At 62.4% G+C, this 22,903-nt stretch carries 18 protein-coding genes; 5 read left to right on the top strand and 13 right to left on the bottom strand.

The window, feature by feature from the left end; genetic code table 11:
• Nucleotides 1-93: 93 nt before the first annotated feature.
• The 10 genes from EFQ99_RS19320 to EFQ99_RS19275 all read right to left on the bottom strand — a co-directional run bounded on the left by EFQ99_RS19320 (nucleotide 94) and on the right by EFQ99_RS19275 (nucleotide 12,377).
• Nucleotides 94-1,515 (bottom strand): enolase-like domain-containing protein, encoded by a 1,422-nt coding sequence (locus EFQ99_RS19320; RefSeq protein WP_126922672.1) that lies wholly within the window; start codon nucleotides 1,513-1,515, stop codon nucleotides 94-96.
• Complete coding sequence (locus EFQ99_RS19315; RefSeq protein WP_126922670.1) at nucleotides 1,512-2,528, bottom strand: hydroxyacid dehydrogenase; 1,017 nt, start codon at nucleotides 2,526-2,528, stop codon at nucleotides 1,512-1,514. The genes EFQ99_RS19320 and EFQ99_RS19315 overlap by 4 nt, the downstream gene beginning before the upstream one ends.
• A 4-nt stretch (nucleotides 2,529-2,532) precedes the next feature.
• Complete coding sequence (locus EFQ99_RS19310) at nucleotides 2,533-3,351, bottom strand: sugar phosphate isomerase/epimerase family protein (RefSeq protein WP_126922668.1); 819 nt, start codon at nucleotides 3,349-3,351, stop codon at nucleotides 2,533-2,535.
• A 23-nt stretch (nucleotides 3,352-3,374) separates the two neighbouring features.
• Nucleotides 3,375-5,240 (bottom strand): GH39 family glycosyl hydrolase, encoded by a 1,866-nt coding sequence (locus EFQ99_RS19305; protein ID WP_126922666.1) that lies wholly within the window; start codon nucleotides 5,238-5,240, stop codon nucleotides 3,375-3,377.
• A 48-nt stretch (nucleotides 5,241-5,288) separates the two neighbouring features.
• Entirely contained in the window at nucleotides 5,289-6,122 is an 834-nt protein-coding gene (locus tag EFQ99_RS19300; RefSeq protein ID WP_126922664.1) for a 5-deoxy-glucuronate isomerase, read from the bottom strand.
• Nucleotides 6,122-7,180, bottom strand: coding sequence for an ABC transporter ATP-binding protein (locus EFQ99_RS19295; protein ID WP_126922662.1), 1,059 nt, complete (start codon nucleotides 7,178-7,180; stop codon nucleotides 6,122-6,124). The genes EFQ99_RS19300 and EFQ99_RS19295 overlap by 1 nt, the downstream gene beginning before the upstream one ends.
• Nucleotides 7,180-8,229, bottom strand: a complete 1,050-nt coding sequence (locus EFQ99_RS19290; RefSeq protein ID WP_126922660.1) for an ABC transporter ATP-binding protein — start codon at nucleotides 8,227-8,229, stop codon at nucleotides 7,180-7,182. The genes EFQ99_RS19295 and EFQ99_RS19290 overlap by 1 nt, the downstream gene beginning before the upstream one ends.
• Nucleotides 8,219-9,352: an ABC transporter permease gene (locus tag EFQ99_RS19285; RefSeq protein WP_126922658.1), complete on the bottom strand. Its 1,134-nt coding sequence runs from the start codon at nucleotides 9,350-9,352 to the stop codon at nucleotides 8,219-8,221. Before EFQ99_RS19285 ends, EFQ99_RS19290 begins: the two co-directional genes overlap by 11 nt.
• Before the next feature lie 12 nt (nucleotides 9,353-9,364).
• Nucleotides 9,365-10,351 (bottom strand): ABC transporter permease, encoded by a 987-nt coding sequence (locus tag EFQ99_RS19280; protein WP_126922656.1) that lies wholly within the window; start codon nucleotides 10,349-10,351, stop codon nucleotides 9,365-9,367.
• Nucleotides 10,352-10,451: 100 nt separating this feature from the next.
• Nucleotides 10,452-12,377: an ABC transporter substrate-binding protein gene (locus tag EFQ99_RS19275; protein ID WP_126922654.1), complete on the bottom strand. Its 1,926-nt coding sequence runs from the start codon at nucleotides 12,375-12,377 to the stop codon at nucleotides 10,452-10,454.
• 193 nt (nucleotides 12,378-12,570) lie between these two features.
• Between EFQ99_RS19275 and EFQ99_RS19270 the strand changes: the two genes are divergently transcribed.
• From EFQ99_RS19270 to EFQ99_RS19260, 3 genes are all read left to right on the top strand, one after another.
• Nucleotides 12,571-13,578: a LacI family DNA-binding transcriptional regulator gene (locus EFQ99_RS19270; RefSeq protein ID WP_126922653.1), complete on the top strand. Its 1,008-nt coding sequence runs from the start codon at nucleotides 12,571-12,573 to the stop codon at nucleotides 13,576-13,578.
• Between the two features lie 27 nt (nucleotides 13,579-13,605).
• Nucleotides 13,606-14,943, top strand: a complete 1,338-nt coding sequence (locus EFQ99_RS19265; protein WP_126922651.1) for an alpha-L-fucosidase — start codon at nucleotides 13,606-13,608, stop codon at nucleotides 14,941-14,943.
• A gap of 277 nt (nucleotides 14,944-15,220) precedes the next feature.
• Nucleotides 15,221-16,321, top strand: a complete 1,101-nt coding sequence (locus EFQ99_RS19260) for a serine hydrolase domain-containing protein (RefSeq protein WP_208722788.1) — start codon at nucleotides 15,221-15,223, stop codon at nucleotides 16,319-16,321.
• 30 nt (nucleotides 16,322-16,351) lie between these two features.
• Here the strand turns inward: EFQ99_RS19260 and EFQ99_RS19255 are convergent, their stop codons facing one another.
• Together EFQ99_RS19255 and EFQ99_RS19250 are read right to left on the bottom strand one after the other, a co-directional pair.
• The gene (locus EFQ99_RS19255; protein WP_126922642.1) at nucleotides 16,352-17,494 is read right to left on the bottom strand and encodes a M24 family metallopeptidase; all 1,143 of its coding nucleotides are present in this window, start codon (nucleotides 17,492-17,494) and stop codon (nucleotides 16,352-16,354) included.
• A gap of 37 nt (nucleotides 17,495-17,531) precedes the next feature.
• Nucleotides 17,532-18,236 carry a GntR family transcriptional regulator gene (locus EFQ99_RS19250; protein WP_126922640.1) on the bottom strand — a complete coding sequence of 235 codons (705 nt, stop codon included), beginning with the start codon at nucleotides 18,234-18,236 and terminating at the stop codon, nucleotides 17,532-17,534.
• 152 nt (nucleotides 18,237-18,388) lie between these two features.
• Here EFQ99_RS19250 and EFQ99_RS19245 point away from each other — a divergent pair, with 152 nt between their 5' ends.
• Entirely contained in the window at nucleotides 18,389-19,300 is a 912-nt protein-coding gene (locus EFQ99_RS19245) for a dihydrodipicolinate synthase family protein (protein WP_126922638.1), read from the top strand.
• Between the two features lie 53 nt (nucleotides 19,301-19,353).
• Here the strand turns inward: EFQ99_RS19245 and EFQ99_RS19240 are convergent, their stop codons facing one another.
• Nucleotides 19,354-20,412 (bottom strand): LacI family DNA-binding transcriptional regulator, encoded by a 1,059-nt coding sequence (locus EFQ99_RS19240; protein WP_126922636.1) that lies wholly within the window; start codon nucleotides 20,410-20,412, stop codon nucleotides 19,354-19,356.
• 143 nt (nucleotides 20,413-20,555) lie between these two features.
• Here EFQ99_RS19240 and EFQ99_RS19235 point away from each other — a divergent pair, with 143 nt between their 5' ends.
• A complete protein-coding gene (locus EFQ99_RS19235; RefSeq protein WP_126922634.1) occupies nucleotides 20,556-22,877 on the top strand; it encodes an alpha-L-rhamnosidase in 2,322 nt (773 codons plus the stop codon).
• The last annotated feature ends 26 nt before the right edge of the window (nucleotides 22,878-22,903 follow it).

The raw sequence follows: 22,903 nt of genomic DNA, 5'->3' as shown, positions 1-22,903 counted from the left end.
GGAAGATAAAGGCGCCCGTCAATTCCTCAAGCCTACCCCGGCCGTTAAAGAGACCAAGGAGTTCACTCGCCCGATGACGACCGCTGTTGGACATCATGACAGCGGCTCCATCGATTCGAAATCGGGCAAGGCGCCGCTGGCATAGCCTATCGCCTCGAGCGAACCGATGGCGATCCGGCCGTTGCGGATCGATAGGAGCGGCCCATCGGCAGTCTGCTCATAAAGATCGGGATGGGCCGCGGCGAAGCGCGCTTTCTCTGCTGGTGATGCGCCCTGCATTCCGGCCACATAGTGGTGGCCGTTGCGCTCGACATGGGAAAGGCCAAGCAGGGAGACCAGCGCCAGATCCTGCTGCACCGCAAGTCCGGCCTGGCAGGTCAGGTCCTCGCCCGAGAGGAATAGCTCCGGCACGCTTCCTGTCCTGATGCGGATCGCCTTCATGAGCGAGCGGTAAATGCCCTTGCAGGTTTTCGAGGAGACGCCGGTATAGCCGAGCCGGCGGGCGCGGGCGAAGGCGCCGTCGCCGTCATCGCTTTCATCGATCAGGAAGGGCAGTCGCGCCGCGAGATCCCCGAGCGGCGTTTCCATGGTGATCTCGCGCGAGAACGGTTGTTCGACAAAGGCGATGGCGGCACGCAGCCTGGCGAGCCCCGGCACCGCATCGATCCGCGCCAGCAAGGCGGCAAGCTCCTCGGCGGCGCCGAACTGCTCGTTGCCGTCGACCGTCACGCGGTAGTCGGGCACCCGGTCGAGCACGACGGCAATCCGCGTCAGGCGGTCGAGATCGGCATCGATCGCGCCCGAGAGCTTGATCTTGAACCAGCGGTTGCCATAGCGCGCTATCACCGCCTCGAGGCTCTGCGGCAGGCCGTCGTCGACGGGCCGGACGATATCGCCTTCGGTGATCGGGTCGAGAAGCCCGATCGTATGGCGGGCCGAGATCGAACCGGCGGGGCGAAGGTCGGCAAGCACCGCCGAGGCGGCATCGGCATCGATGTCGCCCGGCAGCATATGGCCGCCGATGCCGATGAGGTTGCGGCGCACCGCCTCGAAGAAGGAAATGCCGGCCAGACGACAAAAGGCATCGAGCGCGGCGCGGGCGATGAGCGAAGGGCCGAAACTGGCGGCCAATGGATTTCCGGGCAGGCGGCGCACCGTTTCGATTTCGTTGACGCGGGCGGCGGTAAACAATGTCGTCGGGTGAGATGCTTCGAGCGACGCAGCGGCAGCCGCGCGGATCGAGGCGCGCAACTGATCTACATTTTGCGCCGGGGTGAAGGCCGGGTTCTTGTCGAACCATTTCGGTACCATCATTTCGGCGGCGGCGCCGATGGCGCTTCTCCCCTCTTCGTCCTCGACGCTGACCCGGAGAAAAGCTTGCGGTGCCTTTTCGAGGGTCGCCGCGCCGAAGCGAAACGGCAGGCGCAGCCTGATGTCGCGCTCGAAGGCGTCGATTTCGATGATCTTTATGCGCGGCGCGGTCACGGAACCTCCAATGCTTCTGTCCATGGTCATGCCATGCGGTCGAGCATGGCGCGGGTGACCTCGTGGTGGAGCGGTTCCCGGCGAAGCAGCCTTCCGATCTCATCCACCATGGCCTGCCCCTGGGCGAAATGCGCCTCTTCGGTATGGCCGGCGGCATGCGGCGAAATGGTGACATTGGCGAGCGTGGGGTGGCGGAAAGGGCTGTCGGAAGGCAGCGGCTCATTGTCGAAGACATCAAGCGCGGCTTCGATACGGCCGGAGCGGATCTCGGTGAGTAGCGCCACCTCATCGACCAGCTCCGCGCGTGCCGTATTGATGAACAGAGCGCCGGGGCGCAGCAGCGCCAGTTCCCGGGCACCGATCATGCGGCGCGTTTCGGGCAGGACGGGCGCATGCAGGGAAATCACGTCGCTTTGCGTCAGCGCATCGTCCAGCTCGACCCTGAAAACGCCGAGCGCGTTAGCCTCACTGTCATCCAGGAAGGGATCGACGACCAGAACACGGCAGCCGAAGGGAACGAGCAGGCGCATCACTGCCCGGCCGACATATCCGGCGCCGACAATGCCGACCGTCCGGGCGCCAAGCAGTCTCTGCGGCACCGCTGCGCGGACGTCGAGCCATTCGCCGCCGTCGCGCAATTGATGGTGCAGCCGATGAATACCGCGCATGGCAAGCAACGCTTCGGCGACGACGAATTCGGCAACCGAGGCGGCAATTTTCGAGGCGGCATGGCTGACGCGAAGGCCATCGTCGAACAGGCGGGCGGGAACGAGCGTGCGGACGCTGCCTGCCGAATGGGCGACGAGGGCGAGTTGCGGATGGCGCTGACGCGCGGCGGGATCGAAGGGCGGCGTGCCCCATCCGGTGAGGCAGGCGGTTGCGCCCCGCAGCAGGTGGTCGACATCGGCAGCGTCAATCGTGGCAGCAGCCGGCCAGCGCACATCGCCAAGACCGTTCAACTGGTTGATCGCCGCATCGTCCAGCATCATGCGGCGGGTCTTTTCGGTCAAAAGGACGGCGATGACGGAAGCCTGTTCGTTCATGGTTCTACTCTTTCGCTGCGGCGACCAGGCGCCTGAGATAGGCAAGATCGGCGCGTGCCTTGTCGAGCGCCTGTTCCCGGGGGACCCGGTATTGGGAATGCACCGAGAGCACACCGGCAAATCCGGCGGCCACCAGATGGGGAATGATTTCGTTCCAAGGCACCATGCCCTCGTCGAGCCCGTACCAATCCGAATGCCATGCGCGTTGGCCGCCGGCACTGTGGGCGCCGGGAAACCGGCCGCCGTTCTTGACGCCCATGCAGCAGAACCACGGGTCGAGTAGGTCGAGGGTAAGGCGCCAGTCCTCGCTTCTCTCGCGAACGATCTGATTGGCCGGATCGGGATAGGCGCCGATCCTGACGGGATCGCGCCCGGTGAGCAATTGCCTTGCCAGCGCGCCTGAGCTGTGCAGGGTGCCGCCATGCAGCTGGATGGTCAGCTTGATGCCGAACCGTTCGGCAAGCCGTTCGAAACCACCCAGATCATGCCGCGCTTCATCGACCTGCACCGTCCAGCGCCGAGACGGATCATAGCGCCAGAAGCCAAGCCTGACCTGCCCGATGCCAGCCTCGGCGCAGCAGCCGAGAAGCCGTGACGTGGAGTCGTCGGGCCGCGTGGAATCGATCGTCGCCATCGGAGTGCGCACCCCCGCCGCGGCAAAGAGCTTTGCGGCCTTGACGATTTCCTCGGGCCTCTCAGGGGAGACGGCGTGCCCCTCGCGGATGAGAAGATCGGCGCAGTCGAAGCCCAAAGCGGCGGTGATCTCTGCCGCTCTTTCAAGCAGCAGTCCCTCCAGCGTCTTGGTGAAATAGGCAATATCCATGGCTCAGATCCGGAAGAGGCTGCTCATGTGGACGAGACGCAAAGCTCGCTGTGGCGGCCGAATGCATCGCGGGCGCGCACCGCATAACGCACCCCTTGTGGTGGCGACATGTGCAGGAATGCCGTCGAGATCAGTGGGACGGGACTAACCTTTTCAAAAGGTCCGCCGCCGGTGCTGGCCAGGACATCATAGAAGATGGCAGGGCTGGCATGACCGGCAGCCCAGAACAGCATACGCTCTTCCCGGCCGCCGAGACCGAGGTAACGTTCGACGACGAGGCCGGTCGGTGCAGCCGGAGCCGTGCCGATATCGGGAACGACAATCACCTGCGTCAGCGACGGCAACGGTACATCGAGGTCGACACTGATCCTGCCTTCATCGCATTCGACGGTGCTGATCGGATGCAGCAAGGCTGGCTCCTGCGCCCGGCGCAGCTCGGCAAACTGCGCTTCATTGGGTTCAGGCGGCGCGCCGACCGGCTCGAAGGGCCCGCGCGGATTGCTTTCGTCGCGCTGGGCCTCCCAGACCTCCATCGGATTGGTGAATTCCTCGTCGATGCGCAGCAGGCAAAGCGCGTGGCGGCCGGGAACCAATCCGCTCACATCGAGGCGGACGGCGGTCCGGCCCGAACGGTTGATGGCATCGACGCTGTGGATGAGACTGATGGAAACACCGCCGCCCGGCAGTCGCGTCGGCAGGATCGCAAGACCGTCCTGGTCAGGAGCAAGCGGCGGTTCGGCCGTCACCTTGCAGACCGTATCGCCGAGCGTTGCCAGCAGTTCCATCGATGTCAGGCCGGGCTTCTTGATGATGTCGAAGGGCGGCGCCTTGTCGACATCGGTGACCAGCGTCTCGAGATCGGTTTTGTGCTCCCACTGGGCCTTGGTGAAATTGCGCGGGCCGAAATAAGCAAAGATCGTGCGCTGGCTCCAGCCGCCGATAAAGGCGTGGTCATTGCTGAGGAAGGTGAAATCCGCCGCCTTCGGGGCGATGATGCGCCGGTCGTGTTGTTCGATGATGCGCGCGATGATGCCGGCGTAATAGGCCTTGCCGTGCCAGCTGTGGTGGTCGCTCCAACCGAGCTGCGGATCGCATTCGTCGTTGACGATGGGCAGGGCCGCGAGGCGCGGATGGTGCTCCTTGAGATAATCGACGACGAGAAGCGTGCGATCGACGATGGCGTTGGTGTTCGGCGTCAGATCTTCCTTGCTGCCGTTGACGCCCTTTTCGTGGATCGAGATGTAGTCGAGGCGCGGCGGGCCATCGCCGGTCAAGCAGCTCGTGCCATTGTCGCAATGAGCCATGAGAGCGCGAAAGATCGGTGACAGCGTGCGGGCGGTGCCGGGTCCGCCCATCGGCAGGCTGGGATCGACGGCATCGAGCCCTGCAACGCAGGCGTCGTAATAGTTGGTGTAGCCCTTGATCCCGTAGGTCCACCAGCCGGAATCGGCCTCGTTGGTCGTTTCGAAATACCATGTGCGCAATTCATCCATGCCGTAGCGCGCGCCGTAACGATCCGCCGTCACCGTGACGAGATCGCGCCAGCGTCTGACCTGATCCAGGTCCTCGTAATCGGTGAAGAGCCCCGAGGGATTGCCCATCAGCTCGAAGAACGGCTTCAGCCGGTGCTCGATCATCACGTCGAGCGCGCGGTCGAGCAGGGACCAATCATAGCCGGCCCCGCCGGTCGAACGCAGCAGATTGTAGAGGTAGTGCACGCGCAAATACCGGATGCCCTCGTTCGGCAGAGCGCCGATATAGGCAAGCATCTGGCGCATCTCGGGTTCGAGCAGCAGCTCGGCGGGTGAAAAGCCGGTGCCGCGCCAGAACCGATTGAACGGGCGGACCGCCTCACCGGCATCGACGCTTATTCGCGTACGTTCACGCATGGATCGTTTCTCCTTGAACGGAAAGTCGGCAGCAAAGGCCAGGCCGGATCATTTGAACTTGTCGCGCATCGCATCGATGCCGGGGATGGTTTTGGTCAGATGCTGATGGGCGGGATCGAAACGCTGGATCAGCCCGCGGCGGTGCTTGCCGACGAGGATGGTGAAGATGTAGCCGCGATGCCCCGGCGAGGTGACGGTCGGGTGGTAACCCCGGTCGAGCAGGAAGGTGTCGCCGTGACGGGTCATCAGGATCTTGACCGGGCCATCCTCGTCATAGGTGATCTGGCTGCCGAAGCCAGTCTCGGGCTGGAAACGGTAGTGATAGAGCTCCTCGTGGAGGGTCTCGGCATCGCCGTCTTCGGTGTCGTGTTTGTGAGGGGGATAACCGGACCAGCAGCCCTCGCCGGCATAGAGTTCGCTCACCAGAAGGTTGCCGCAGCGGCCATTCTGCCGTTGGCCGAGCAGATGGACGATCCTCCGCTGGCTGTGCGTGTCGGACGAGCCTACATTGACCGCGTCGACCTCATCAGGCGTCACCCGGAACGCGGCATAACGCGTCTCGCAAAGGCCGCCGGCGATGGCGACCTCGGCCGGTCCGCCGTGAGCCGATATCCGGACATTGGCATTGACGGGCGCGTAAACCGAGTCCGCATCGCCTCCCCAGATATCGGCTCGCCGGCCCACCGCTTCGAACATGATGTCATCCACCTCGATATCCACCTGACCCGACAGCACGACGTAGAGGCTTTCGTGCGCAGGCAGCCGCCGGGTGTCCTGCTCGTTGGAGGCGAGCGTGACGAGATCGAAGTAGATGAGATCGAGCGTCTTGGAGGAGGTATCCACAATAGGACGCTGCTCGGAGCGTGGAATGAAATCGGGCATCAGTTGAACTCCGGAACGGTACGGTCGGCAAAGGGATTGAGGTTCAAGGCTTCGGCGTGATGGCAGGCGACTGCGTGCCCATCATCAGTGACGGTGCGCAGAGCCGGTGCTGCCTGCTTGCAAAGCGCGGTCGCGTAGCGGCAGCGCGGATGAAATGCGCAGCCGGGAGGCGGGTGGGCAGGATCGGCAACCTCGCCCGCCAGCCGGATGCGCTGGCCATGGCGGCGCAGCCGTGGATCGGCGATCGGCACGGCCGAGAGCAGCGCTTCGGTATAAGGGTGGAGCGGGCGCGAAAAGATCTGCTCGGTCGGCGCCTTTTCGACGACATGGCCGACATACATGACGGCAATATTGTCCGAGATGTGCCTGACGACCGAGAGATCGTGCGCGACGAAGAGATAGGTCAGGCCGAATTGTTCCTGCAGGTCCTGCAGCAGGTTGATGGTTTGCGCCTGCACGCTGACATCGAGCGCCGAGACGGCTTCATCGGCAATCACCAGGCGCGGATTGGACGCCAGCGCCCGGGCGATGCCGATGCGCTGACGCTCGCCGCCCGAGAAAGCGTGGGGATAGCGGCGCATATATTCGGGGCGCAAACCGACGCTCTGCATGAGATCGGCGACCCGGTGCTCGAGTTCCCGGCCCTTGACGATGCCGTTGACGCTCAACACCTCGCCGATGATGTCGATCACCGGAAGGCGCGGGTTGAGCGAGGATTGCGGGTCCTGAAACACCATGCGCAGATCGCGGTGGATGTCCTTGAGGGCCGGACCCGACAGCGCCGCCAGATCGACCGTGCCGCCCCTGCGGTCGCGATAGCGGATTTCTCCGCCTGTGGGCCGATAGATGCGCAGGATGGTGCGGGCAAGTGTCGACTTGCCGCAGCCGGATTCGCCGACAATGCCGAGTGTTTCGCCATCCTCGACGCGAAGCGAAACGCCGTCGACCGCCTTCACGTGTCCGACCACGTGCCGGAACGCGCCCTTGCGAATGGGGAAATGCATCCTGAGGTCATTGAGTTCGAGCAACGGGCTGCGCGGTGTCGCGGAACCGGCCATCAGAGTCCTCCCTCGTAAAGCAGACAGCTGGCGACATGCCCGTCGCCGATGACGACGGATTGGGGATCACTCTGGTCGCAGAGGCCCGCCCTCGCCTGTTTGCATCGGGGATGAAAGCTGCAGCCTTCGGGCCGTGCGAAACGCGAGGGCACCATGCCGTCGATGACCGCCAGCCGTTCGGTGGGCGCCCCGTGCATGCGGGGCACAGATTGCAGCAGCGCCTTGGTGTAGGGATGAGCCGGCGCGTGGAAGATCGTGTCGACATCACCCGCCTCCACGACCCGGCCGACATACATGACGACCACCTCGTCGGCGATCTCGGCCACCACGCCGAGATCATGGGTGACGAACAGCACGGAGAGCCCGAATTCGGCCTGCAGCGAGGAGAGCAGATCGAGGATATTGGCCTGGGTAGTGACATCGAGCGCGGTGGTCGGCTCGTCGGCGATCAGGAGCTTGGGACGGCAGGCGAGCGCGAGCGCGATGCAGACGCGCTGGCGCATACCGCCGGAAAACTGGAAGGCATAGCTTTCCATACGCTCGGCCGGCCGGGGAATGCCGACCAGGGCTAAGGTCTCGATCGCATGTTCGCGCGCCTCCTTCTTTCCCATCTTCAGATGCAGGCGGATCACCTCCACCATCTGGTTGCCAATCGTATGGACGGGCGAAAGGGCAGCCATCGGCTCCTGACTGATCAGGCCGATCTGGGCGCCGCGGATCGCGCGCATGTCGTGGCCGCGTGGGTCGAGCGCCGCCAGATCCATGGCAGGTGCTGCCCGGTCGGGCCGGTAGCGGATCGCACCCGAGACGATCCGCCCGCCGCGCGGAACCTGATTGAGGATCGAGCGGCCGGTAATGCTCTTGCCCGAACCGGATTCGCCGACAACGCAGACCGTCTTGCCGCGCGGGATGGAAAAGGAAACGCCGTCGACGGCCCGGATCGTGCCCGCACCGCCAAAGAAATGGGTCCTTAGGTCGTCGACCTCGATCAGTGTGTCGCGACCGGCGCGCCGCCCGCCGGCGACGACGAAATTGGGATCAGTATTCATAGGGATCTGCAGCATCGCGTAATCCATCACCGAGGAAATTGAGGGCGAGCACCGTGACGATCACCGCCAGGCCGGGAAGAAACAGCCAGGGCGCGCTCGAGACCGCGAGAATGTTCTGCGCTTCCTGAAGCAGCACGCCCCAGCTCACGACAGGCGGGCGCAGGCCGATGCCCAAGAAGGAAAGCGCGGTTTCGGCCAGGATCATCGTCGGGATGGCGAGCGTCACCGAGGCGATGATGTGGCTCATGAAGGAAGGCACCATGTGCCGCCAGATGATGCGCATATGGGAGCAACCATCGAGGCCGGCGGCGATGACGAAGTCCTCGGTCTTGAGCGAGAGGAAACGGCCGCGCACCACACGCGCCAGATCGGTCCAGCCGATCAGCGACAGGATGACCGTGATCCAGAGATAGACCAGGATCGGATCGGCGCTGATTGGAACGGCCGCCGCAAGGCCCATCCACAGCGGGATGGTCGGGATCGAGTTGATGAGTTCGATAGAGCGCTGGATCACATCGTCCACCCAGCCGCCATAAAGTCCCGAGATACCGCCCAGAATGATGCCGAGGACCAGGCTGATTGCCACCCCGATCAGGCCTACGGACATCGAGACGCGGGTGCCGTGGACCGTCCGGCTGAAGACATCGCGGCCGAGCCGGTCGGCGCCGAACAGGTAGAATGGTTTGCCCATCTCGGTCGGGCCGATGAAATGCCGGTTGAGATCGAACAGCCCCCAAAGCCGGTAGGGTTCGCCTTTGACGAAGAAGCCGACGGGAATGACGATGGCCGGATCAGGCGCATAATTGCGGCTGAGCGCGATCGGGTCGACCTTCATCGTATAACCGTTGACGTAAAGCGGATGAAATCCGCCAGCCGCATCGTAGCCGGCGAACCTGAGCTGCTGGGGCGGCGCATAGGTGTAGCGTGAATCGTAGGTCTGCGATGAGACCGGGGCGAGAACCTCGGCGAATATGGCGACAAGGTAGATCAGGAAGATGACGACGCCAGCTGCGAGCGCCAGCCGGTGGCGGCAGAAGCGCCGCCAGATGAGCTTCCACTGCCCGGCGACAGCGTCGGAATTCTGGATCAGTTCTGGCTGTAGCGCGATGGCTTGATCAGTCATATCTATCGTCCCTCAGCCGTTGCGGATGCGTGGGTCGAGCCAGGCGAGCAGCAGATCTGAGATCAGCGTGCCAATGAGCGTCAGCATGCTCATCAGCAGGATGAAGGTGCCGGCGAGATACATGTCCTGGGCAAACAGCGCATTGAGCAGGAGCGGGCCTGTTATCGGCAGGCTGAGGACGATCGACACCACCACCGATCCGGAGACGAGGTGCGGCAGCACCCAGCCGACTGTGGAGACGAACGGATTGAGCGCCACCCGCACCGGATATTTCAGGAGCAGCCGGATCTCGCTCAAACCCCGGGCGCGGGCCATGTCGACATAGGGCTTGTTGAGCTCGTCCAGCAGGTTGGCGCGCATGATGCGGATCAGCGCCGCCGTGGCGCCGGTGCCGAGCACGACGACCGGAATCCACATGTGCGAGAGGAGGTCGCCGAGCTTGCCCCAGCTCCAGGCGGCGTTGATGTAGTTGGGTGAAAACAGCCCGCCGACGCTTTGGCCGAAATACTGCGATGAGACGAACATCAGCACCAGCGCCAGCAGGAAGTTCGGAATGGCGAGCCCGAGAAAGCCGAAGAAGGTGGCGAAGTAATCGCCGACCGAATATTGCCGCACAGCCGAATAGATGCCGATCGGAAAGGCCACCGCCCAGACGAAGAGCAGCGTGGTGACCGAGACCACCATCGTCATGCCCATGCGGGCCCAGATCAGCTCGCTGACCGGCTTGTTCCAATCGAGGGACTGGCCGAAATCGCCGCGCAGCAGGATGCCGCTGATCCATTTCCAGTATTGCACTGGCCATGGCTGGTCGAGGCCGTAGCGTTCGCGCAGGCCGGCGATGACGCCGGGATCGATGGTCTCGTTCTGCGAGGCCAGACGCGCGGTCATCGCGGTCAGGAAGTCGCCGGGCGGCAGCTGGATGATGATAAAGGTCACCACCGAGATCGCGAACATCATCGGGATCATGTAAAGCAGACGTCTGATGATGAAGCCGGCCATGTTCAAGCTCCTGCAATCGGCAGTCGCCGACTGGATTGGGATTGGGCGGGGCTGATGCAGGAATGACGACCATGGCGCCATTCCTGCCGATCATTTGACTTTATTGCTGGTAGTAGAAGGTCTCCGGCTTTGCCGGTCCCGGCGTCATGTAGAACGACGTGCTGGGAATGACCTTGGGCACGTTGTGCATGTTGGTCTTGACGATGCCGACGCGGTCAGGCTCCAGGTTCGTGCCGATGACGTAGAACTCGTCACGGGTGATCGCCAGCAGTTCCTTCATCGCGGCCAGCTGCTTTTCGAGCGTCGGGGCTTCCTGCACCTGGCGGTAGAGGTCCATCTGCTTCTTGGCAGCGGGGCTCGGCTCCTCAGCGTTCGGATCCTTGGGATTCTGATAGTAGAGGCCCCAGGCTGTCGCGAAGCTCGATTCATATTCGTGCGGGAAATACCATTTGGGATCGAGCAGGCCGAGGAAGTCGTAACCGCCGCCACCGACCCATCCCAGGCCGTCATTCTCGTTGTTCTGCAGGCGGGAGAAGATCAGCGACCGTTCGGCCGGACGCGGCTGCATGTCGATGCCGACAGCCCGCCAGTAGCGCTGGATCATCTCAAGGGCGTCGACCTGGATCGGGCTTCCGGTCAAGGCGTCGATCGCAAAGGTGATCCGCTTGCCGTCCTGGCCGAGGCGGTAGCCTTCGGCGTCGTGTTTAGTGAGACCCGCCTTATCGAGATATTGATTGGCGAGGTCGACATTATATTCGAGATACTGCGTCGCCATCTTCTCGTCGTAGAGCGCGGTGCCTTCACGGGGCGCCGCCTGATAGGGCTTGGCCTGCCCGGCATAGATCAGCTGGTTGAGTTCCTCGCGGTTGATCGCGTAGCTGAGGCCAATGCGGAAATCCTTGTTGGAGAAGACGGCGCGCAGCGCCGGATTCTTGTGGGTCTGGTTGAGCGTGATCAGCAGCGCGTTCGACCATGCCGGCCGGGCGACGAACAGGCCGTAGCCGCCCTTCTGCTGGTTCTGCACGATCACAGTGCGGGCATCCGTCGTCTCGATGAAGCGGTTCTGCATGTCGATTTCACCGCTGATCGCCTTCAGGATGATCGCCTGCGTATCCTGCATCACGTCGATGGTGATGCGATCGAAATAAGGCAGCTGGTTTCCTGCGGTATCCACCTTGGCATAATAGGGATTGCGCTCAGCGACGACCTGGGTCGTGCCGTTATAGGGCGCGGTCAGCACCCAGGCATCGAGCGTCGGGCGGCCGAGATCGCGCCAGCGGCCGGGAAAGCCGGTCTTGTTGTTGAAGAGCTGGACCCAGTCGGTCGCACCGGCCGCCTTCACCAGGGCATCGATGCCGTCGGGATTGAAGTCCTTGTGGAACTGCTTGAGGTAATGCGCCGGTGCAGCCGCCAGGATATCGGAGCCGCGCACGGTCGCCATGTTCATCAGGAACAGGCCATTCGGCGCGGCAAACTTGAAGACAACCTTGTCGTCGGCGAGCTTTTCGACCTTGACGGTCTCCCCGCCGGCGGTCAGCCAGTCGGGTGCTGCCGGCGTAATCTTGGTGTTGCGCAGCACGTTTTCGTTCCACCACACCAGATCGTCGGCGGTAAAAGGTTCGCCGTCCGACCAGCGCGTGCCTTGACGCAGGGTGAACGTATATTCGGTGGCGTTGTCATTGACCTCGACGCTCTTGGCGATGTCGGGAATTACCTCGGTCCATTCCGGGTTCCAGCGGACCAGCCTTGTATAGCCGATCGAACGCTCGATCTCGCTGTCGCCGCCGCCGAAGGTGGCCGTGCGCCAGGTGCCGCCATAGGTGCCGACGGATTCAAGCGGTGTAAGCACGAGCGGGTCCTTGGGAAGCCGCTGGTCGACCGGCGGCAGTTTGCCGGAATCGGCAAGCGCCTTGAGTTCCGGCGCCTCCTGAAACCCGAGTGCGGCGCCGGCCCAACAGGAACCGATGAGGACCGCTGCGGCAACGGTGGAAACAACCTGCCGGCGTAGAGTTCTGACGTGTTGCATTCTCTCCTCCCAATGCTCTCGTTCTAGGTTATCGTTAACGTATTCTCCTCTTTCTCGAACGTTATCGTTACCGTTAAATCTTGTCAAAGAGATTCTGAGTGCTCTATTCCAAGCCGACTCTGTCTTGGCTTTCCCGAAAATTATGTTAGTTATCGTTATCGTAGAATTTCCGGTCATTTAAGAGACAACCCTGTTGAGCCGCCAAAAAGAGCCAGAATCCAAAGTCACCATCGCCGATGTCGCGCGTGCCGCAGGCGTGTCGCCGATGACGGTATCGCGCGTGCTCAATGATCAGGGCGGAGCCAGTGCTGAAACCAGCCAGCGCATTATCCTGGCCGCCAACGAACTCAACTACCGGCCCAATCCTTTTGCGCGCGGATTGCGCTCCGACCGATCGAAGACCATCGGCCTTCTCGTTCCCGACATCACCAATCCGTTCTTTCCCGAAGTCATCCGGGGGGCGGAGGATGCAGCCAGCGCTGCCGGCTACAACCTGCTTTTGTCCAATGTTGTCGAGAGCAGCAAACGCGAAGAGGAACTCATCGAGACGCTGCTGCGGCACCGGGTCGACGGGATCATCGTGTGTAGCGCACGATTGCCTGATGCCGCGCTCCACAAGGCACTCGGGCCGCACCGTGCCGTGGTGCTCATCAATCGCGAGGCACCCAACGAGGTCGCGGGAACGATCGTCACGGACTACGAGACCGGAGCGTCACTGGCCGTCGACCATCTGGTCGAGCGCGGACGCCGCAAGATCGCGATCATTGCAGGCCCCCGCAGTTCGTTCGGCGGCAAGAGCCGCCTTGTCGGCTTCCGCAAGACACTGGCCGCCCAGGGGCTCAAGGCGCACGGCATCGTCTATTGCGATCCGACTGTAGCGGGCGGGCAGACAGCTGCAGAACAACTGCTGGCGGAAGCACCCGAGGTCGACGCCCTCGTCTGCTACAACGACCTCAATGCGATCGGCGCCATGAAGGCCTGCCGGGCCGCCGGCATTTCGATCCCCGGGCAAATCGCCCTGATCGGCTTCGACGACATCCCGACCGCCGAACTGCTGTCGCCTGCGCTCACCACTTTGCGGGTGCAGAAGCGGGAAATGGGCGAGGAAGCCGTGCGTCTGCTGCTCAGCCGCATCGCCACCAAGAACCGTCAGCACGGCATCGTCATCGTGCCCGAGCTCATTGTCCGCGAAACGACCTGAACTCCAATCCCAATAGGGGGAACATCCATGGATGCCGATAATCTGCAGTCACTGGCCTTGCCCGAGGAGAAGAAGGCCTGGTTCGTCCACGACCGGTTCGGCATGTTCGTGCATTGGGGGCTCTATGCCCTGCCGGCCCGTCATGAATGGGTCAAAAGCCGCGAAGAATTGAACGACGCCGACTACCAGAAATATTTCGATCACTTCGACCCCGATCTCTACGACCCCAGAGAATGGGCGAGACGTGCGAAGGCTGCAGGCATGAAATATGTGGTGCTGACGACCAAGCACCATGAAGGCTTCTGTCTCTGGGACACCAAGGCGACCGATTTCAAGGTGACCAACACGCCTTACGGAAAGGATCTGTTGCGCCCCTTCGTCGACGCCTTCCGCGCCGAGGGCCTGAGGATCGGATTCTACTATTCGCTGATCGACTGGCATCATCCTGATTTCACGGTCGATCCGCGCCACCCGCAGCGCAATCATCCCGATGCGCTGAAGATCAACGAAGGCCGCGACATCAGCCGTTATGCCGCCTTCATGCGCGAGCAGGTGCGCGAGTTGCTGACCGAGTTCGGGCGGATCGACATCATGTGGTTCGATTTCAGCTACCCCCAGTGGAAGCTCGGAGAGCTGGTCGGCAAGGGCCATCAGGATTGGGAAAGCGAGAAACTCGTGCGTCTGGTGCGCGAGCTTGCCCCCGATGTCATCATCAACAACCGGCTCGATCTCGCCGGCCTGCAGCCCGATATCGTCACGCCGGAGCAATATATGCCGCGCGCCTGGCCGAAGCGCGACGGCAGGCGCGTCGTCTGGGAGGCATGCCAGACACTCAGCGGCTCCTGGGGCTATCACCGTGACGAGGACACCTGGAAAAGCACCGAGCAATTGGTGCAGATGCTGGTCGGCACCGTTGCCATAGGCGGTAATCTCTTGATGAACGTCGGCCCAACGGCGCGCGGCACGCTCGACCACCGCGCGATAGCGGCCCTTGCCGCCTACGAAGAGTGGATGGCGCTGCACGAGCGCAGCATCGTCGGCTGCACCCAGTCAGACTTCACCGCCCCGCCCGATTGCCGGCTGACCCAGAATGGCGACCGGCTCTACATCCATATCTTCAACTGGCCCTATCGCCATCTGCATCTCGATGCACTGGCGGGCAAGATCGAATATGCCCAATTCCTGCATGACGGCAGCGAAGTCACCTGGCTGCAGCCGTCCGCCAATACGTTGTGGGCAAATACCCAGTTCCCCGTCGCCGAGGACGAGTTGACATTCGTCCTGCCGGTGCGCCGACCCAAGGTCGTGGTCCCTGTCATCGAGGTCAAGCTCAAGGCAGGGAACGCAGCTGGCATTCAAGATTGAGATGCAGCTGGCATCGCGACACGAAAGTGACGAGTGCAGTCCGACTTTTGAGAACATGATCAAGCTGAGAGGATGAACGTTTGACGCCACGGCGGCCCCGAGATCGAGGCCGCCGGATATCAATGCCGGCGAGGCTGACGTGTTGCCGACCTCGGGCGGCGTGACGATGCCTTCCCGGTTGAACTCGGCGAAAGCCTGGAATTTCGTGCCAGGATTGGCTAGCAATGACTACCCGAATAAATTGCAGCGAAATCCTCAAGCATATTGGAGCGACATAATGGTGAGCACGACACCGATCATCGCCGATGGAAAGCCTACCGACCTGCAGATTGCCGCCTCGGGTGAGGCAGGATTCAAGTCCGATCCGGTAAAACGCTTTGACGATCTGGAGAAAAGCGGAAGGCTTGCGGGCCTGCATGGTGTCGTAGCCCTTCGCGGCGGCCGTATCGTCTTCGAGCGGTATATCGATGGCAACGATATGACGTGGGGACAGTCGCTCGGGAATGTCAGATTCGGGCCTGACACGCTTCACGATATCCGATCTGTCACGAAAAGCATCGTTGGTCTGCTCTATGGCATCGCACTTGAAGAGGGTCGCGTGCCAGCGCTTGATGAGCCAATCGTCGCGCAGTTTCCCGAATATGCCGATCTTGCCGGCGATCCCCAGCGCAAGCGCCGGACCATCCGACATACCTTGACGATGACGCTTGCGATGGAATGGAACGAAAACGTGCCCTATACCGATGCGGCCAATAGCGAGATCGCCATGGAGCAGGCGCCGGATCGCTATCGCTTCATCCTCGATCGCCCGATCCTCGCAGAGCCCGGACGCGGATGGATCTACAGCGGCGGGGCTGTTGCACTGCTTGGCAAGATCATTGAGCAAGGCACCGGTCAATCCTTGCCTGCATTCGCAAGCGAAAAGCTGTTCTCCCCTCTGGGCATCGATACCATCGAGTGGATGCGGGGCCAGGACGGCAGAGCGTCGGCAGCATCGGGGCTGCGGCTGGCGCCACGCTCGCTGGCTCGAATTGGGCAGATGATATTGGACGGTGGCAGATCGGGGAGGCGCTCCGTCGTTCCCAAATCCTGGCTTGACCAGAGTTTCCAGCCCGCCGCGATGGTCGATATCGGCTGGCCGGGAATGCATTACGGTTATCTCTGGTATGTGGGCGAGGAAGCCATCACCGATAGGACAGGGACCTATGGCGAGCGCTTCATCGCCGCACTTGGCAATGGCGGGCAGCGGCTGTTTGTTTTCCCGGGGCTCGACTTCGTCCTTGCCATTGCGACTGGCAATTACGATTCTCCCGACCAGTGGAGAGCACCTGCCGCACTGCTGTACGAGGTGTTTCTGCCCAGCCTGACGGTCAGCTGAAAACCGGCGCTACCCGAAGATGGCGCCTGCTCAGGAGAACGGTTCTGTCGGATCCGCTGCCGGCTGGGTGAACCAGCGCGGGCCTTCGGTGGTCATGGTGATGTGGTCTTCCAGCCGGATCCCGAATTTTTCGGGAAATACGATCATCGGTTCGTTGGAAAAACACATGCCGGCGGCAAGCGGCGTATGGTTGCCACGAACGATGTAGGGCTCTTCATGGATCTCGAGCCCGAGGCCATGGCCTGCGCGATGCGGCAGTCCCGGCAGGCGGTAATCGGGGCCGAGCGAGTGTTTGGCAAGCACCGTACGGGCCGCATCGTCGAGGCTTGAGCAGTCCACGCCGATCCGGGCTGCGTCGAAAACGGCCTGCTGCGCCTCGCGTTCGATCCACCAGGCGCGTTCAAAGGCGCTATCGCCGCCTTCGAGCATATAGGTCCTGGTGATATCGGAATGGTAACCGTCGATCCGGCAGCCGGTGTCGACGAGAATGACGTCGCCGTGGTCAAGAACCTGATCGCCGTCGGCGCCATGCGGAAGCGAGGTGGCCACACCGAAGGAGACGATTGCAAATGTCGAGCCGTCGTCAGCGCCGATCTCGCGATGCTGCCGATCGATGAAATCGACCACCTCGGATGATTTGATGCCCGGCTTCACCAGCGCATGCACTTGCTTGTGGACGTCGAGCGTCAGGTTCATCGCATATTGGATGAGCGCGATCTCCGCATCCGATTTAATGCGACGCAGGCCGCGGATCAGCCGCCCGCCATCAGAAAGCCTTTCGGTGCCCATCGCCGCTGCCAATGCGTGATAGAAGAAAAGCGGCAGACCGTCGTCGAGGCCAAGCGTGCCGCCCCGGCCGACGAGCCGGGAGATAAGGGCAGCACTGTTCTCTTCCTCTTCCCAGACCAGGATTTCACCGGGCAGATGCGGCAGAGTTTCGACGCGGCTGCGTTCGAATCCCGGAACGATGTAGGAGACTGCCGTGGGAGTCACCAGCGCGCCGAGGAATCGTTCGCTCGGATGCCAGACGAGCCCGGTGAAGTAGCGCAGGCTCTCGGTCGGCCCGAGAAGCACGCCGGCCAGTCCTTCGGCTTCGATCCTTTCGCGAAGCCGCGACAGGCGAACCTGGCGCTCGTCTTGGGTTATGCGGGGTACGGGGTGCTGCCACGACATGTCGTTTTCCTGTATTCCCTAGCTCGGCTCAGCCGCTTCAGGATAGGCTGATCGCCACCGGCCGGTCGAGGTCGCGGGCGATATAGTCCTGAATCTGACGGACGATCTGTGCGGCGTGCGCAATTGCCAGCCGGTCGGCGCGTTCGGCGTCGCCGGCCTCGATGGCGGCGATTATTTCCTCATGTTCATCGACATATTGGCGCGGCAGCCGGTCGTCGAAGGTCGCATAGTAGAGGCGAAGGATGCGCCGGCCTTCGTCGAGCAGCTTGGCGAAGAAGGTCGTGTAATAGGAATTGCCGGCAAGCTCGGCAATCGCCACGTGGAATTCGCGGTTCGCCTCGATCATCGCATAGGGGTCGCGCGCGGCAACGGCGTCGGCGAAGTCTTTCTGGTGTCGGCGGATGGTCCTCAAGATGTCACCATTTCGCCGCTCTGCCGCCCCACGCGTCGTGACCCGGTACATCAGCGTCAGCGCTTCGAAATAGGTGGGCAGGCTTGCGAAATCGATCGGCGCGACGATCGTATTCCGGTTCGGTAGCGTCGTGACCAGCCCGTCGGCGGCAAGCCGCAACAGCGCCTCGCGAATGGGTGTCCTCGACATCCCGAAGCGCTCGGACAGCCGGACCTCGTCTAGCGGGCTGCCGGGTTCGAGCGCCATCGATAGGATTTCCCGGCGCAGCGTCACATAGACGCTCTGCGTGCCCGAGCCGCGCACTCGCACATGTTCCGCGTCATTCTGCATTCCGTCCGTCCTCTTTCATGAAAGCCTTGTATTGCGTTTCTGCCGTTTCCCGCAACGGCGTCCATGGGTTCCCGAATTATTCGAGATCAGCACGATTGAGTCTTGTCGACAGTTTGTATATAACGAAACCAATCTTAACGGAGTTTCGATCGATGACAACAGGATGGAAGGGCGTATTTCCCGCCGTAACGACGCAATTCAACGAAGATCTTTCCGTGGATCTCTCCGCGACCCAGCGTGTCCAGGACGCTCTCGTCAACGACGGCGTCAACGGGCTGATCGTCATGGGCACGTGCGGCGAAAACAATTCGCTCGATCCCGATGAGAAGCGCACGATCCTCAAAGCCGCCGTCGAGGTCGTCAACGGCCGTGTTCCGGTCGTGACCGGTGTCTCCGAATTCGACACGCGCCGTGCGGTCGCCTATGCCCGCGATGCCGAAAAACTTGGCGCCGACGGGCTGATGCTGCTGCCGGCCATGGTCTATGTGCCGAAGCCGGAAGAACTGATCGCGCATTTCCGAACCGTCGCCGAAGCGACCTCGCTGCCGATCATGCTCTACAACAACCCGCCGGCCTACCGCGTCGATATCGGCGCCGATGTGCTGAAGGTGCTTGCCGACGTGCCGAATATCAAGGCGGTCAAGGAAAGCGCGCCGGATCCGCGCCGCTTCACCGATCTCATCAATGAATTCGGCGATCGCTTCGATATTTTCGCCGGCCTCGACGACGTTGCGCTCGAAGGCTTGATGCTCGGCGCAAAGGGCTGGGTCTCCGGCCTCACCAGCGCCTTCCCCGAGGAATCCGTGCAGCTCGTTGCGGCCGCCGATCGCGGCGATTGGGAAGAGGCCCGCAGGATCTATCGCTGGTTCATGCCGCTTCTGCATCTCGATGCCGAACATGACCTCGTTCAGTCGATCAAGCTCGCCGAGCAGATCATGGGCCGCGGCTCCGAACGCGTCCGCCTGCCGCGCCTGCCGCTTTCGGGCGCCCGCCGCGCCGAAGTCACCGCGATGGTCGAAAAAGCCGCCGCGACGCGCCCCTCCAAGGCCCGTCAGGCGGCCTGAGACAAGAGGCCGGCAAGCGCTCATAGCCGCTGCCGGCCTTTCCATACCTCGCGCTACGCGCCCGAAGCGCCGGCGGAACGGCTTAGGCTGTTGCGGCTGACCAGTGACGGTATCTGGAAAATATGCTCGGCACCGGCGCGGCCTTCTATCCTGGAAATCAGGGTTCGGGTGGCGACCTGGCCGAGTTCCCTGCCCGACTGATCGATGCTGGCGAGATTGACGAGGCCAAGGGCCGCGGTCGACGAATTGTCGTATCCGATGACGGCGAGGTCGTCGGGCACGCGCACACCCATCTCCATAGCCAGGCTTAGAAGAGTAATCGCGTCGAGATCGCTCCAGCAGAACACCGCGCGCGGCCTGTCTTTCCTTGACAGGAACTTTCGCATCGCCTCTTCCCGCTTGGGCGAGGCGATCGGGATTTTTCCGATCGGCGCGGAGGAGCCGAGCCCGCCGCGCTGCATCGCCCGGCGGAACCCGATCTCACGCTGGCGGACGACGGAAACGGCGTGCCCCTCGCGTTCGCCGAGGCTCAGCATTTCGATATCGCGATAGCCTTGGGTGAGAAGCGCTTCGACCGCGATCTCCGCCCCGCGCTGATCGTCGGCATTGACAGTGTCGAAGGCCGTTGCGGCGGCATCATGGTAACCGACCGCAACGATCGGGATCTGGACCGCGAATTTTGCGATGATCTCCGAGGGCAGGCGTGGCGCAACCAGGATAAGGCCGTCCATCTTGTAGTCGATCATCGACTCGATCAACGACGTCTCCAGCTGCACGCGCGCATCGCTGACGCCGATCATCGCCTGATAATGCGAAGGCGCCAGCACCGCGTTGACGCCGGCAATCACCTCGGGAAGGAAGGGATTGCGGATGTCGATCAGGAGCACACCGATGGTGAAACTCCGGCCGCGCAACCCGCGCGCGGCCCGCGAAGGGCGATATCCGAGCGCTTCGATGGCATCGGTCACCTTTGCCCGCAACCCTTCGCTGACGCCGTAGGCGTTTCGCATCACCTTGGAAACCGCGGCGACCGATACGCCTGCATGGGTTGCCACTGTCCGGATCGTCACGCGATCATTTCGTTGCAGTTTTTGTTTGTCTTCGATCGACATGAAATCTCTGGGCTACTTTGCGGACTGCCAACAATCGTCCGCCACAAGCACCATGGCAGACTGACAACGAAATTTCTATTGCACATCCGAAAAAAATGTAGAACGTTATATGGAGAACGTTCTACATTTGTCGGGAGGACTTGATGAACTTTCAGCCGGCAGCCATCAGCGGCAATCTCGTCTCGCGTGCCTGGTCCGGGGATATGGTCGCGCCACTCTCGGATGGCGGCCAGGGAACAGCCGCAAGCTTCATCGCCAAAAGCTTCGAGCATGATGGCGCGGGACATCCGGCAGAACTCTTCATCTCCGCGCTCGGCCTCTATCGCTGTTTCATCAACGGCGCCCGCGTCGGAGAGGATCTGCTGACACCTGGATGGACGAATTACGACGACCGCATTGCCTATCAGCGATACGACGTCTCGAACCTGCTCAAGCCTGGCGTGAACCGTATCGAGATCTGGCTTGCCGACGGATGGTACCGGTCGCCTCTGATGTGGGGCGCCAAGGCTATTCCCAATTGCTGGGGCGACAGGATCGGCGCCATCGCCGATCTGGTCGGCCCCAGCGGTATCATTCTTTCTACCGATACGACCTGGCGCAGCGGCCTCCTGCCGATCCTGAAGTCGGGGATCTATTTCGGCGAGGTCTACGATGCCCGTCAGGAAAATCTTGTCGAGACGCATGGCACGGAGAGATTGCCATTCGACAGGACGCTGCTCGTCGCGCATGAAACCCCGGCTGTGCGGGAATTGCAGCCGCTCGCCCCAGTCGAAAGCTGGACCGATGATGACGGCCGGACCGTCTATGATTTCGGCCAGAACGCCGGCGGTTATGTCAGGTACACGGTCCGCGGGGCTGCCGGCGCCGAAGTGCGGGTGGAGCATTCGGAGGTCCTCGGCCCCGACCGACATTTCGACAATCGCAATTATCGCGCGGCCGTGGCGCAGACCGTCTATACGCTGCGCGGAGACGGCGACGAGACCTATTCGCCGCATTTTACTTTCCAGGGCTTCCGCTATGCCAGGGTGACCATCACTGGCGATGCAAAGATCCTGGCGATCGCCTCCATCCCGATCTCGTCGGTACCGGAGCCCGCCGGCGGCTTCATATCGGGCAATGCGCTCGTCAATCGCCTCGTCCAGAATACCATCTGGTCACAGCGCGCCAATTTCGTCGAAGTGCCCACGGATTGCCCGCAACGCGACGAACGCCTGGGCTGGACCGGCGATGCCCAGGTGTTTGCGGCAACGGCATGCTGGCTGAGCGACAGCCAGTCCTTCCTCCGGAAATATCTGCGCGACGTGATGGCCGACCAGCGCGAGGACGGCGCCATCTCGCATTTTTCGCCCGACCCGACGCGCCTGCATCCTGCCGACTTCCCGGGTTATGCCGGCTCGACCGGTTGGGGCGATGCGATCGTCGTCATCCCCTGGGTTCTCTACACCCATTATGGCGATCGGACGGTTCTTTCGGAGTGCCTGGATTCCATGGTGCGCTGGGTCGATTTCGTCTGGTCGATCTCGGATGGTCCGCTGGTGCGCCCGCCGTCACGCTGGGGCGACCGCGGCTTCACCTTCGGCGACTGGCTTCAGCCGGTCGGCGACAACCGGAAGCCACGTCCGACGATTGCTGACGACTGCGCAGCCACCCTCTACCATTTCATCTCGACCGACCTCGTGGCGAAGATTGCAGCCGTTCTCGGGGAGAAAGCGCTTGAAGAGCAGATGAAACGCCGCGCCGGAGAGATCCGGCTGGCATTTGCCAACGAGTTCATCACGCCATCGGGACGCCTCGCCCACAATGACCAGACCTCCTATGCGCTGGCTTTCCTCCATGATTTGATACCGGAGGAGCATCATGACGCTGCGAGACGGCATTTCAGGCAGGTGATCATCGATGCCGACTACAAGATCGGCACCGGCTTCATCGGCACGCCCGCCCTGCTGCCGGCCCTGACGAAGCTCGGAATGGACGATCTCGCCGAAAAGGTCTTCCTGCAGGAGGACGTGCCGGGCTGGCTCTATCAGGTCTCGAAGGGGGCGACGACGATCTGGGAGCGCTGGGATTCCATGGCGCCCGACGGCACCATCTACGAACCCGAGATGAACAGCTACAACCACTATGCCTATGGCGCCGTCTGCCAATGGCTATTCGAATCCGTCGCCGGAATTTCGCCGAGCCCGGAGGCGCCGGGCTTTGCCGAGGTGATCGTCGATCCCGCGCCGATTCCGTCCCTCTCGCCGGTTTCAGCCCATCACGATATCGGCCAGGGCCGCATCGAGGCCGACTGGCAGTGCGACGGCAACCAGATCACCTATTTGCTGACGCTTCCCGAAGGCTGCATCGGCCGTTTCCGGCCCGGACGGCGGCACCGGAACCCGTCGCTCAACGGAGAGCCTGTCATCGGGGAAGCCGTTCTTCCGGCGGGAACGCACAAGCTGGCGTTTTCCCTACCCAATTCTTGAGGAGCATACACGTCACACCGTTCAGA

Origin of the sequence: Rhizobium vallis (assembly GCF_003985155.1) — a bacterium.
GTDB lineage: Bacteria > Pseudomonadota > Alphaproteobacteria > Rhizobiales > Rhizobiaceae > Rhizobium > Rhizobium vallis.
Note: the sequence above shows the minus strand (reverse complement) of the source record. Positions and strands in the feature narration are given on the sequence as shown.